The following is a 13,489-nucleotide window of genomic DNA, read 5'->3' as shown; positions in this document are numbered from 1 at the left end:
GCGATCCAAGCCTTGACGGTGACCGCCGCTGTAGCCAGGCTGACTCTTCAATCAGTCGTTGCGTTCCGTTGTCAGTACCTGTGCATCCCCATAGTTGGGAGTGGCGATGACCCGAGAGTCGCAATACCAGCGGGGCGAGGTGCCTGCGTCTGTGCAGCAGTTCCCCCGAGACGCGGAAAGGATCGACGGCGAGCCCTCCGACAAGGGTCTGCGCTCCGGCGCGCTAGGCATGGCCACGAGCCTGATCCTCGCCGTGGCGTCCGCGGCGCCCGCCTACAGTCTCACCGCGACGCTGGCGTTCATCGTCGGGTACGTCGGCTTCCAGGCCCCGGCCGTGGTGGTGCTCGCCTTCGTACCGATCCTGTTCGTCTCCTTCGGCTACGCCGCGCTCAACCGGCGTGATCCGGACTGCGGCACGATCTTCACCTGGGCCTCGCGGATGCTCAATCCGAACCTCGGGTTCCTGGGTGGCTGGGCGATCATCGCGTCCTTCATCCTCGTGATCGGCAGCCTCGCACAGGTCGCCGGACAGTACGTGTTCCTGCTGGTGGGCACGGAAGGCGTCGGTTCCACGCCGGCGGACCCCCGGGTGCTGCTGGCCGGGCTCGGCTGGCTCGCGCTGATGACCCTCGTCTGCTACCGCGGTATCGAGATCGCGGCCGCGGTGCAGCGAGCCCTGTTGTTCCTCGAATTCGGCATGCTCCTGGTGCTGTCGGCCGTCGCGCTCGTCCGGGTGTACGCCGGCACCGGACCGGCCGGGATGCACCGACCGCAGTTGTCCTGGCTCAACCCGTTCGCGGGGGGATCCATGAGTGCGTTCGTCAGTGGCCTGGTGCTCATGCTGTTCATCTACTGGGGATGGGAAACGGCGCTCACGGTGAACGAGGAAACCGCCGACCGGCGCCGCACACCCGGCCGTGCCGCGACGTATTCGACGGTGCTGCTGGTGATGCTGTACCTCATCGCCACGTTCGCCGCGATCTCCTTCGCCGGGATCGGCGACACCGGGATCGGCCTGAACAACCCGGAGAACTCAGGCGATGTCCTCTATGCCTTCGGCACCGCGGTGTTCGGGGCGAGCGGCTTCGGCTCGGTGCTGTGGCACCTGCTGATCCTCATGGTCCTCACATCGGCGGCCGCTTCCACCGAGACGACCGTGCTGACACTGAGCCGCACGATGCTGTCCATGGGCGATCAGGGGGCGCTCCCTCGCGCACTGTCCCGGGTGCACCCGCGCTTCCGCGTTCCCCACGTCGGCACGATCGCGGTCGGAGCCATCGGTGCGGTGGTGTACATCGCGATGAACTTCCTCGGCCACGGACTCGTCATCGGCGACGCCGTGTCGGCCTGCGGGGTGATGATCGCGTTCTACTACGGGCTCACCGGGCTCACCTCCGCCTGGGTGTACCGCACCGGGCGGCGCGCCGGTGCGGCGGATCTCTGGCTGCACGTCGTCTGCCCCCTGATCGGCGGGGTCGTCCTGCTCGCCGCGGGCGCGTGGAGCCTGATCCACGCGTGGGATCCGGCCAACAGCGGCACGAGCTGGTCGCTCCCGTTCTCGTCGGGAACCCGCGTCGGGGGCACGTTCGTGATCGGCACCGGGACGGTCCTGCTGGGACTGCTCGCCCTGCTGATCTGCCGAGGCCGGTACCCCACCTTCTTCCGGCGTCGCCCGACTGCCGTATCTCATACCTGAGTTCGCGCCTCCCGGTGCGATCCGGCCAACACGGGCGCACGGCCGCTGCCGCAGCCCTGCACGGCCCATCCACGCTGAGTGTGAACCACGCAGGAACCGCGTCGCTCGTCGTCCACACGGTGGTGCACCCCCCCATGACTGAACCGATCGACACCGCCGATCTCCGCACCGCCCGCCCGAGACTCCCGCACCCGCGACCCGAATCCGGGAGACCACCCTTGTCCTTTCCCCAGCCCTTCATCGACCCCCCGTCCGTCGCCGTCGTCGGTGCCACCGAGGACCACGCCAAATGGGGCCACTGGCTCGCCACCGGTGCTCTCGCGGGAGCCGACCGGCGGCAGGTGTGGCTGGTGAACCGCCGCGCCACACAGATCCTCGGTCATCCGTGCTACCCGACGGTGAGCGACCTGCCGGACGCCCCCGCCCTCGTCGTACTGTGCGTGCCGCCCCGACACGTCCGACCGGTCGTCCGTGACGCGCTCGCCAAGGGATGCCGCGCGTTCCTCGGGATCACCGCGGGGCTCGGTGCCGACGAGGAAGAACTCGCCGCGATGCTGAGCCGGGCAGGCGCACGGATGATCGGGCCGAACAGCCTGGGACTGTTCAACGGTGCCACGAACCTCCGGCTCGCCTGGGGGAACTTCAGGCCCGGCGATCTCGCGATCGTCTCGCAGAGCGGTCAGCTGGGCTCCGAGATCGCCGGTCTCGGCGCACGAGCCGGGCTGGGCGTGTCGCGCTTCTACTCGGTCGGCAACCAGCTCGACCTGGGAGCCGTCGACGTACTCGAATCACTCGTCGAAGACGAGCACACCACCACGGTGGCGCTCTATCTGGAAGGCTTCGCCGACGGAGCACGGATCGTCACCGCCTTGAGAGAGCTCCGCCTCGCCGGCAAGCACGCGCTGGTGCTCGCCACCGGGGCGAGCGAAGGCAGCCGTCGGCTCGCACGCTCCCACACCGGGTCGATGACCTCGGCACTCGACGTCGTCGACGCAGCGTGCCGCGCCGCGGGAGCACTTCGGGTCTTCACGCCGCGCGAACTCATCGACTCGGCCCGCGTTCTCGACGCGACCCCGCCGCCGAGTGGTCGCCGCGTAGCGATCATCAGCGACAGCGGTGGTCAAGGAGGGATCGCCGCCGACATCGCCGCCTCCCAGGGACTGCTGACAAAGGTCTTCACCGACGGGCTGCAAAGCCGTCTGCGCGCCCTGCTCCCCGCCGCAGCGGAGGTGTCCAATCCGGTGGACCTCGCGGGCGCGGGTGAAGCGGATCTTCAGATGTACGCGAGGGTCGCCGAGCTGGTGGCCGCCTCCGGCGAGGCCGACTCGCTCGTCATCTCGGGATACCTCGGTTGCTACGGTGAGGACTCACCGAGCATCCTGAGTGCCGAGCTCACTGTGATCGACCGCCTCGGGCGGGAGACACGCGAAGGGCATGTGCCCCTGGTCGTGCACAGCATGAGCGCGGCGTCGCCCGCGGTGGCTCGCATGGGGGAGCACCGCATCCCCACCTTCGACACCATCGACGCGGCCCTCGGCGCGCTGGGCCGAGCGGCCCGTCTCGGCGGCGAGCCCGGCCGTGACCTGGCGATCACGCGGATCGCAACGGCCGCCCCGGCGCCCGGCTACTGGACGGCTCGAGAGTTCTTGACCGCACAGGGCATCGCGATGCCCGACGCGAGAAGAGTCACCGACGCGGCCGAGTGCACGGAAGCCTGCAAGTTGTTGCAACCGCCTCTGGTGCTCAAGGCCGGGTGGATCGAGCACAAGAGCGAACACGAAGCCGTCAGGGTCGGGTTGAGCCCGGACACCGCCGCTGCGGTGTTCGGCGAGATGTACGAACGGCTCGGCCCGGGCGACTACGTCCTCGAGGAGCAGGACACTCGGCGAGGCGTCGTCGAGTTGCTCATCGGCGCTCGCCGGGACCCCGACTTCGGTCCCACCGTGGCCGTGGGCCACGGAGGAGTTCAGGCCGAACTCTGGCGTGATGTGTCCGTCGAGCTGGCCCCGGTGGACCGTCGCACGGCTGCCGGGATGCTCGACCGGCTGCGGTCGCGCCGATTGCTCGATGGCTGGCGAGGGGAGCCGGCAGTCGACATCGAGGCGCTGATCGACGCGATCGTCGTCGTGTCCGAAGCGATCGCGAGCAACACCGCTGTGGAAGAAATCGAGGTGAACCCGATCCGGGTCGGGCCCAGGGGAGCGCTGGCCGTGGACGCACTCGTCATCTCTCGTTCCACAGCGGAAGCCTCCGGGGTGAACGGCCACCGGGAAACCACAAGGAAACAGGAGGAGCCGCGTGAGCACGTCCACTGAACCCTGGCCGCTGACCGATGAGCAGCGGGCGATCGTCGAACTGTGCCGAGAGTTCGCCGCGAACGAGATCCGACCCCACGGCCGCGAAGTCGACGAGCGCGACGTCGCATCACCGCTGGACATCTTCCAGGCCGCGGCCAAGGTCGGCATCACCGACTTCATGCTGCCCGAGCAATACGGCGGTGGCGGATTCACCGATGTCGTGACCCAGTGTCTGGTCCAGGAGCAGATGTGCTGGGGCGACCCTGGGATCGGCAACTTCGTGTGCTCCAACGGGTTCTTCGCCGACCCGCTGCTCGAGCTGGGCAGTGACCGGCAGAAGGAGGAGTGGCTGCGTCCCCTTGCGGGACCGAACCCGCTCTACACCGCTCTGGCGACGACCGAACCGGGGGCGGGCTCCGATGCCGCGTCCATCGTCACGACCGCCACCCGAGCCGACGGCGGCTACTCGATCAGCGGACAGAAGGCGTGGATCTCCAACGCCGGCCTGGCCGACCAGTACGTGGTCTTCGCCAAGACCGACCCCACCCGGCGGTCCTCGGGAGTCACCGCGTTCCTGCTGCGCAAGGGCGCCGAGGGTATGACGTTCGGCGAGCCGATGCGCAAGATGGGCCAGCGCGCCATCGTCTGTCGCGAGATCTTCTTCGACGAAGTCTTCGTCCCCGAATCCGACCGCCTCGGCGACGAGGGGCAGGGCTTCCACGGCTTGATGAAGACGTTCGACACCTCGCGCATCGTGCTGGCCGCAGCAGCGACCGGAACGGCGCGTGCGGCGTACGAGTACGCCCTCCAGTACGCCCGTGAGCGAACCCAGTTCGGCAAGCCGATCACCGAGCATCAGTCGGTCGCGTTCCGGCTGGCCGACATGGCGACCCGTATCGAGTCCGCGTGGCTGCTCACCCTGCACGCGGCACGCCAAATGGACGCCGGAGCCGACGCCACGAAGCTCGTCGCCATGGCCAAGCTCCAGGCCTCGGAAACCGCGATGGCCGTGACCTGGGGCGCCGTGCAGACCCTCGGTGGATGGGGCTACTCGCGCGAGTACCCGGTCGAGCAGTGGATGCGCGACGCCAAGCTCGAGGAGATCGAGGAGGGTACCTCGGACATCATGCGTCTGGTCATCTCACGCCGCCTCTGAGACACGACCACGGGCGACCCACCCCCACGGCGCCGCCCGCGCCCCGGCTCTGGCATCACGGCGGTGTGCACCGGACAGCCCGGGCGCGTGCCCGGCGACGGCAGCGGAGCGCGGGCTGCCCTGGATGCCGCACATGCCTTGAGCGGGCCGCGCGAGGCATGTGCGGGTGATCGTCTCAGCTGTCGTGCCGGTGGCTGTCGATCACGTGGTGCCCGGCGAGCCCTTCCAGGTAGACGTACTCGCCGTCGGTGTGCGCGTCGTAGGCCTTGGCCTTCGTGCCGTTCCAGGCCAGCTTGCCGTCCACGAAGACCGAGATCTGCTGTCCGAAGGCGGGCACCGCGACTCGCCCCTCACTGCCCTTGGGCGCGGTGAGCTCCGCGTGGTACGTCCCCTGCTTTTCGTCGACGCGCCACGAGGCGTCGACCGGGCCCAGCGTGGTGGTGATCCGCCCCTGGGCGAAGGTGAGGTCGGCGGTGTGCGGGACGAAGTCGAAGGCGCGGCCACCCGCACTGGTCGGCCGCAGACCCAGCACGGAGAACGTGAGCGCCGTGGTCGGCCCGGTCGCCCAGGCGTGGGCGAGGCTGACATAGGTGCTGCAGATGCAGCCGTCCGGGCGCGACGACTCCCAGAACGTGCTGTTGGTGCCGAGCGGGTCGTCGAGCATGGCGCCCCACTGCCGCCGGATCAGATCGACTCCCGCCTGGTCGGCGGCCGCTCCCCCCGCGGCGAAGTGGGCGTTGACCTCCATGGACCCGGCGAAGACCCCCAGGTTCCCCTTGTTCTCCGGGGAAGTCGACCCGCGGTCGTTCCAGTTGGTCGTCAGGTACGCACTGATGCGGCGCGCCTTGCTCTGGTCGGCCAGGCCGTACCACACGGCGAGCGCGTTGCCGTCCTGGGCGTAGACGTCCGAGTCGGGGTAGAACCGGTACGCCCCCTTCTTCTCGTCCCACAGACGGCTGTCGATTGCGGTGCGCAAAGCCGCGGCCCGTTGTGCGTAGGACTGGGCGAGCGCCTTGTCGCCCTCGACCTCTGCCAGTTGCGAGCCGGTCGTGAGCACGCGCCACATCAGGACGTTGGCGATCAGGTTCTCGCCCTTGGGCAGGCTCCGCACCGAGTCGGCGGTCTGGGTGATCGACAGCAGCCCCTGGGCGTCCATCTTCGGGCTGATGTAGTCGACGCCCAGCTTGTACTGGTCCCAGATGCCGTCGACCCACTTCCGGTCGCCGGTGTACTGGTAGTAGTCCCAGGACGCCGCCAGGGTCCACAGATGGTAGGTGTCCGACCCGTACTTGTTCATCATGGGCCCGGAGTACGGCAGCTCACCCGTGATCTTCTGGTGCTGGTAGAGCGTGGTGAGAGAGTTCCTGGCCGACTCGGTGTCGTCGAAGGCCGCGTAGGCGGAGGGGATCTCGACGCCGAGGTCACCAGGCCACACAGTGCGGTCCCGCTTCGCGCCGTCCACCAGGATGGTGTCGCCCACGCCCACGTCGCCGGTGTTGTCCCACGCCTCGGCGGGAGCCTCCCAGACCCGTCCCGTCTTCGGGTCGATGGTGTTGAGCTGGATCGTGTAGGCCCCGGCGTACCAGATCCTGTTGAGCAGGTCGTCACTGGAGTAGAAGTAGTTCGCATAGGCGCGCGGGTCCTGCATCCGCGGTGCGGCTGTGAAGTACGCGGAGACCCCGTCGAGGTCGACGCTGCCGGCAGAGTCCATGAACACGGTCAGATACCGGAACCCACCGCGCAGGTTCTTCGCCGGCATGGTGTAGGTGGTGGCGCCGTCGACGTCGGCGTAGAGCGCTCCGTCACGGCTGCGCGGCCCACCGGTGGAGGCGTCGCTCGTGGTGCTCACGTACTGCGAGGACTCGTCGAACGCCAAGCCCACGCGCTGCGGGCCGTCGGAGGCCGCGAAGTGGAGCGTGACCAGACCGCTGACGTCCTTGCCGAAATCGAAGGTGACGGCGGAGCCGGTGCCGCTCAGCCGGGTGGACTTGCCCGAGAGCGCTGCCGAGGCGTCCGTCACCGAACCCGTGGTGCTCTGGATCGCCACCGGCTTCAGTGTCCGGGACTGCGGGGAGTAGTTGTAGGCGTCCCAGGGATGCCCGGCGGCTGAAGGCAGGGCCCCGAACTGCGCGGGCGTCGCCCCGGCAGCCGCCTGCGGTGCGAGCAGGGCCATCGCCACGAGCGCCGCCGACGTCGCGGTGGTGAGGGCGGTCCGGTGTCTTCTCTTCCAGGTGGTCACACATGCCTCGCAAAACTGACTGAACGCGGACAACGAGTGGGTGGAACGGGTGTTGCGGCCCGAGGTGGGCAGTGTCGACGCCCTGAGCGGCCGGCGGCACAGGGCGGTGTGCGCTCCGCATGCCTGACCGCGGGTGCCGCCCCGGTGCGGCCTCGCCCCTTGACGTCTCACCGGGGAGGGTGAAGGTGAGCTGAATCGTTTTAACGAACCGGGACGCTATAGCCAGGAGTTGACGGCGGTCAAGACTGGCGACAAGGAATGTCGTCGACTCGGATGACGTCTCCGCCGGAGTGAACGATTCAATAGACCGCCACGGACGGAGTCTGCGTCCACTTCACCGGACCGCGGCGTCAGGTTCCCGTCCGGGCGGTGCGGGGGCTGCGCGACCACGTGCCGAGGGCAGGACGGCGCTCCATCGGCAACGTCGTCCGCCGACTTGGACGGATGTGGTTGCCGAGCCCGGGTGGGGGTCATAGCGCATCGCGCCTCGCCGCGTTGTCGTTGGATGCCATGGCTGCGGCATGACGCCCGCCGCCGGCCGGCGCAGCAACTGTGACAGGTTCGTGATTCGCCTGGCTCGGGCGTCCGCCGATTCGGGCTGCCCGCCCCGCCCCTGAAGGCGGTGCCGGCAGCAACGGCCGCACGGCTGCCCACTCCGCGTCCGTCATGTCGGACGGATAGCGACGTACACGGTCCGGATGATCGGCCGCGTTGCCGTACACGTGCGAGGCAATCGCACGACGGGTCGGGCAAGTTGAAGTGAACGGGACGGGGCGCGTACAACAATGACAGCAGGGCCTCCGGGAACCGCTCAGAATGGGTTGCACCCTGAGCTACCAGGAGGCCCTGCCTTCATGCGCGCACGGCCGGAAGATCACCCGACCAGGAATTCTGCTCGCCCAAGCCTCAAAGACCGGTTGAGATACGGCTTCGGAGAGGGCCGAGGTCGAGCGGTACCGCGACTGCCGTCAGCGAGCGGTGCCGCCTGCTGCGGCGCCGGCCGCGATGACCTTGCGGTTGATCTCCCTGACCTGGTCGGGATCGACCTTCAGGACCGCCCGGTCGTAGGTCACCAGACCGTTGAGTTCGCCCTCGACGTCGCTGATCTGGGTGAAGACCGAGCCGGAAAGGGTGGTGGACGCATTCGGGAGGAGCTGGCTCGTGTTGTCCACGTACGTCTTGGTCATCTCCGCGATGTCGGCGGGGCCGCCGCCGTAGTCCTGACCGCCCGCGACGCCGGCGATGTGCCCGGGGATCGTCAGCGAGTAGCCGCCGTGCTCTCCGTCGACGGCCGCGCGAGTGGAGTCGGGTGCGGGGTTCGCCGGGCCGTGGTAGAGGTGGTAGTCGATGACGTCACCGCGGCCGGAATCGCCCTTGGAAGCACAGCAGTTGACTCCCGAGTGCGCGTCGACCAGACGCGAGGGGTCCTGCTTCTTCACCGAGTCGGCGAGCTCGCCGGTGGACTGCTTGCTCTGCTCGCCCCAGCCCTCGTTCATCATGGTCCACATGATCACGGAGGGGCTGCTGATGTGCTGGTCCACGATCTCGTGGACCTCCTTGTCGAACTCCGTGTTGCTCGCGGCACTGGCGGAGCCGGTGTTGCGGCTGGGCATGTCCTGCCAGACCATCAGCCCGAGCTTGTCGGCCCAGTAGTACCAGCGGGCCGGCTCCACCTTGATGTGCTTGCGCACGGTGTTGAAGCCCAGCTGCTTGTGCAGCTGCAGGTCCGACTTCAGCGCGGCGTCCGTCGGGGCCGTGTAGATGCCGTCGGGCCAGAAGCCCTGGTCGAGAGTGGCGAGGAGGAAGGTGGGCTTACCGTTGAGTTCGATCTTGTTCACCCCGCCGACCTTGGCGACCGATATCGATCGCATGCCGAAGTAGGAGCCCACGCTGTCGTGCGTGCGGCCGTCGGCCAGGGTGACCTTCAGGTTGTAGAGGAACGGGTGGTCTGGGCTCCACAGCTTGGGGTGCGGAATGTGCAGCCGCAGGGGGACGCCCGCGGCGCCGGTGACGGAACCGACGCGCTCGTCGCCGTCGAACGCGGTGGCGGTCACGCGGGCCGAAGCGTTCGTTCCGGCGCTGGGGCGCACGGTGACCGACAGGGAGTCGTCCTTGAGGTCAGGGGTGAGGACCAGCGATTCGACGCTCTCCTCGGGAACCGGCTCCACCCAGACCGTCTGCCAGATACCCGAGGTGGGGGTGTACCAGATGCCGCTCGGGTCGAGCGACTGCTTGCCGGTCGCCTGCTGCGAGGGGTCGGTGGTGTCCTTGACCTTCAGCAGGACGGTCTGGTCGCCACTGCCCGTGACGGCGTCCGTGATGTCCGCCGTGAACGCCTGGTAGCCGCCGGTGTGGTGGGCCACCTGCTTGCCGTTGACGTAGACCCAGGCCTCGTAGTCCACCGCTCCGAAGTTCAGGTGGAGACGGTTGCCCGAGCCGACCCGCCAGCCGGCCGGCACCTTGAACGTGCGCTGGTACAGCGACCAGTCGTGGTGCTCGGCGACGCCGGACAGCGGCGCCTCCATCGGGTAGGGGACGAGGATCTTCCCGCTCAGTTTGCTCGTGGGCAGCGGGGCGTCCTGCGTCGTTCCCTGGAACTGCCAGGTGCCGTTGAGGTTGGCCCACTGCTTGCGGGTCTGCTGCGGACGCGGGTAGTCGGGCAGGGCGTTGGACGGCGAGACGTCCTTGGCCCACTTGGTGGCGAAGTACCAGGTGGAGTTGTTCTGGGCGACGCTGGAGAACACGTCCAGCGGGCCGGTGGCGGTGGTCAGGCCGCCCTGCCCGTCGTAGCTGATGCGCACCTGGGACTTCATGGCCGCCGGGGTGTCCGAGGCCGCCGCTGTGAAGACCAGCTTGGAGTGATCGGCGGGGTCCGTGGTCACGGTCGGGGTCCAGCGGTGGCCACCGGCGATCACCGAGATGTGCTTCGTGACGTCCGCCGGCACGGAGTCCACCGCGGCGGGCAGCTGTACGACCGCCTCCCGGCCGGTGGAGTCCACGGTGCTGTGCAGGTCGAGGGGCGCGAAGCCGGCCGGCTGGTGCAGGGCGGAGTCGGGGATGGGCTGCCGGTCGATGCCCGGGCCCGACCACTCGGTCTGGATGTAGGCGCCGCCGTTGCCCTGGTTGTAGTCGAAGGACAGCTGGTGCATACCGGCCGTCAGCGTGATCGGCTGCGACGTGGTCTGGACGTCCCAGTCGGTCGTCCAGTGGTCGATGACGCTCGTACCGTCGAGCGACATGCGGAAGCCGTTGTCGCCCTTGATGTAGAACGTGTACGAACCACCGGTGGGCACGTCCAGCATGCCCGTCCAGTGCACGGCGTCGTTCAGGGTGGACCCGGCGCAGTCGCGCAGCGTCGGGAGGAGGTCCTTGACGTTGAGGGAGGGCTGCACCCCGGTGCTGCCGTAGGTGGCGAAGTCCAGCGACGTGCTGTCGGAGCTGAGATAGCAGTCGCTGCGCAGCCCCTGCGGGGTGACGGTGGAGGCTGCCTCGCTCGCCGGTTCGGCATGGGCCAGGGAGGCCGGCGCGAGGAGTGCGCCGCCGAGCAGCAGCGGAGCCGCGGCCGCCAGTCCGCGCAGGAGTGTCATGCGGTGTCTTCCGGGACTCAAGAGGGTCTCACCTTTCGTTGGATATTCGTTGGAGTGGTGCATTCGGCATGCCCGCCGTCTGTTCACGGCGTCGGTGGCAGGCCCTTTGGGTTCTGCCGGCTGTCAGGCGCGCGGGCCGTCCGGCTGGGTGCGCCAGGCCAGAACGCCGCCGGAGAACCCGGTGCGGAGCCGCGCTGTGATGCGCAGTGCCGTGGTCGTGAGGGTGGGGAAGGAGACCTGGTTGAACCGGTCGGTGGCGACGCCGTAGTCGGGGGCGCCGTCCACGGAGTGCCACTGGCCGTCCGTGGAGAGGTACTCCAGCCGCCAGGACTCGGGGACGCGACAGGCACCGTGGCCGGTGTCGTCGTACCAGTACACGGATACCGCGTCGACGCGGACGGACTCGGCGTAGCTGTACTGGATCCACTCCTCGGTCCCGGTGTGGTCCCACCATGTGAAGCGCGGAATCGTCTGGTCGTAGGAACTCGACGGCTCGACGACGGCGTTCATGAGCAGTGCCTGAGGACTGTCGACGCCGCTGAAGGAGGCGGTGACCGCCGCCCACTCCAGTGCCTTGCCGGACGTGGATGCGGTCGGGAAGGACGTGATGCGCAGTCGCGCGGCGGCCGCCGGGATCAGCGTGAGGCGCTCGACCGGCTCCGTGGTGCGGGCCGGGCTCTGCTGCAGCGGAGCCACGACGTCCTGGTCGTCGCTCACCCAGCCGGTCAGGCGCCGGCCCTTGGCCCGCATGAGTACCGGGGTGCCGGAATGGGTGAAGGGGTTGGCGGCGCGGGCGCGGGTGCGTTCCACGGTGAAGGACCGGGCAGGATCCTGCTGGTCCAGCTCCAGTGCGTAGTTCCATGGCGAGGAGGGGCGCACCTCGTACTCCGGCCATGCGCTGCTGCCGCCGGACTGCTGCCACTCCTCCTCGACGCGCAGGGAGTAGTTGACAGGGCCGTGGTAGACGGAGACGGAGTCCTCGTTGCTGTTCCAGGTGCGCACCGTAGTGCGCATCGGCAACCGCAGGACGATCTGGTCGCGGTCGTGCCACCGGCGGTCGAGAACGAGGTGGCCGCCGCTGCGCCGGGCGGGCAGGGGGTGCCCGCCCAGCCGGACCGAAGGCTCCTCGCACCATCCCGGAACTCGCAGGTAGAGCGGGAAGTCGACGGCTCGCGGCGTGGACACCGTCAGGGTGACGGTGTCGTCGAAGGGGTAGTCCGTGCGCTCGGTGACGGTGACCGTGGTGCCGTCACCCACCTTGGCCCGTACGGAGGACTCGGCGTACAGGGAGGCGCACAGCCCGCCGTCGATGCTCGCGAGCCACATCTCCTCGGCGTAGTAGGGCCACCCCATCCCGTAGTTGTGCGGACAGCAGCGGTACTGGTGGATGCCCGGCATGTACGCCTGCATGGCGAAGGAGTTGTTGAACTGGCCGTGTGACTTGGCAACGTTGTCCAGCTGGATGCTGTTGGCCGCTGTCACGTAGTGGGTGCCCTTCTGCCGGGGGTCGAAGGCGGCGGGCAGCATGTTGAGGGCCAGGTCCTCGCAGCGGTCGGCCCACAGGGTGTCGCCGGTGATACGGGTGAGTATCTGGTGGCTGTGCATGTACTCGACGATGCCGCACGTCTCGAAGCCCTGGCGCGGGTCGTGGTAGCCGGAGCGTGCGTTCTCGTCCGCGGCGAAGCCACCGCCGGGGAACTGCCCGTAGCTGCCCATGACGGTGTCGTAGACGCGGTGGGTGGCCGCGAGGAAGGAGGGATCGCCGGCGAGGACGCCGTACTGGGCGGGTTCCCGGAAGCCCTGGGCGAGGTTGACGTTGTGCCAGGTCGGGATCGTGCGGGTGTAGTCGGCGCTGTGGGTGTGCATCGTGCGGACCAGGTCCAGCAGCCAGTCGTCGCCCGTGCGGTTGTAGAGCCAGTAGGCGGTGTCGATGGTGTCTCCGACTCGGGCCGAGCCCCAGCCCTGCCCGAAGAGCGTGCCGGGCTGGGCGTGGAGGTACTTCAGCCAGCCGGTCAGAGCCGGTACCACGCGATCGTCGCCGCTGTACTCGTGCCAGGTGCGCAGGGCGTCCAGGACCGGCATGTAGGGCCAGAAGTCCGGTCCGCTGTTGAGCGAGGTGCGCAGGCTGGAGGGGCCGAAGAAGCCGTCGGGCTGCCGGGTGGCAAGGATGCGGTCGATCCAGGTGCGGGTGAGTTCGAGGGTACGGCTGTCCTGGGTGACGTAGCCCAGGTCGCCGAACCCCCTGAGCCAGTAGGGGAGTTCCTCCCAGCCGTCTCGCTCCGGGACGGCCCACCCGCTGGTCTTGTCGTCCAGGTAGTCGGACACCTCGGGCATGCGCCCGTTCAGACCGTCGAGCTGGAGGTCCAGCTGGGTGCGCAGCCAGCCCTTCGGGGTGATGCTGCCGGGCGGCAGCCGCAGGAACGGCTCCTGCTGCAGGGGGGCGCGGTTGGCGGTGTAGTGGGGGTGGGAGCCGGCGGCCGGGGCGACCGGACTGGGGGACGACAAGGCCTGCGC

6 protein-coding genes are annotated in these 13,489 nt (G+C 68.8%); 3 read left to right on the top strand and 3 right to left on the bottom strand.

What is annotated here, in order from left to right:
- Positions 1-151 precede the first annotated feature (151 nt).
- From BZY54_RS19035 to BZY54_RS19025, 3 genes are all read left to right on the top strand, one after another.
- Positions 152-1,696: an APC family permease gene (locus BZY54_RS19035; protein ID WP_244217228.1), complete on the top strand. Its 1,545-nt coding sequence runs from the start codon at positions 152-154 to the stop codon at positions 1,694-1,696.
- 218 nt (positions 1,697-1,914) lie between these two features.
- Positions 1,915-4,011: an acetate--CoA ligase family protein gene (locus BZY54_RS19030; protein ID WP_208640697.1), complete on the top strand. Its 2,097-nt coding sequence runs from the start codon at positions 1,915-1,917 to the stop codon at positions 4,009-4,011.
- Positions 3,995-5,149 carry an acyl-CoA dehydrogenase family protein gene (locus BZY54_RS19025; protein WP_086726388.1) on the top strand — a complete coding sequence of 385 codons (1,155 nt, stop codon included), beginning with the start codon at positions 3,995-3,997 and terminating at the stop codon, positions 5,147-5,149. The genes BZY54_RS19030 and BZY54_RS19025 overlap by 17 nt, the downstream gene beginning before the upstream one ends.
- A gap of 175 nt (positions 5,150-5,324) precedes the next feature.
- On the opposite strand, the gene BZY54_RS19020 is transcribed toward BZY54_RS19025, so the two are convergent.
- From BZY54_RS19020 to BZY54_RS19005, 3 genes are all read right to left on the bottom strand, one after another.
- On the bottom strand, positions 5,325-7,388 hold the full coding sequence (locus BZY54_RS19020; RefSeq protein ID WP_086726387.1) for an alpha-L-rhamnosidase-related protein: 2,064 nt from the start codon (positions 7,386-7,388) through the stop codon (positions 5,325-5,327).
- A 968-nt stretch (positions 7,389-8,356) separates the two neighbouring features.
- Entirely contained in the window at positions 8,357-10,975 is a 2,619-nt protein-coding gene (locus BZY54_RS19010; protein WP_244217227.1) for a PA14 domain-containing protein, read from the bottom strand.
- A gap of 123 nt (positions 10,976-11,098) precedes the next feature.
- A complete protein-coding gene (locus BZY54_RS19005; protein WP_086726407.1) occupies positions 11,099-13,480 on the bottom strand; it encodes a beta-L-arabinofuranosidase domain-containing protein in 2,382 nt (793 codons plus the stop codon).
- Positions 13,481-13,489 lie beyond the last annotated feature (9 nt).

The organism is Streptomyces carpinensis, from assembly GCF_002154505.1.
Classification (GTDB): domain Bacteria; phylum Actinomycetota; class Actinomycetes; order Streptomycetales; family Streptomycetaceae; genus Streptomyces; species Streptomyces carpinensis.
The sequence above is the reverse complement of the archived record's forward strand: the minus strand, read 5'-3'. Positions and strand labels throughout refer to the sequence as shown.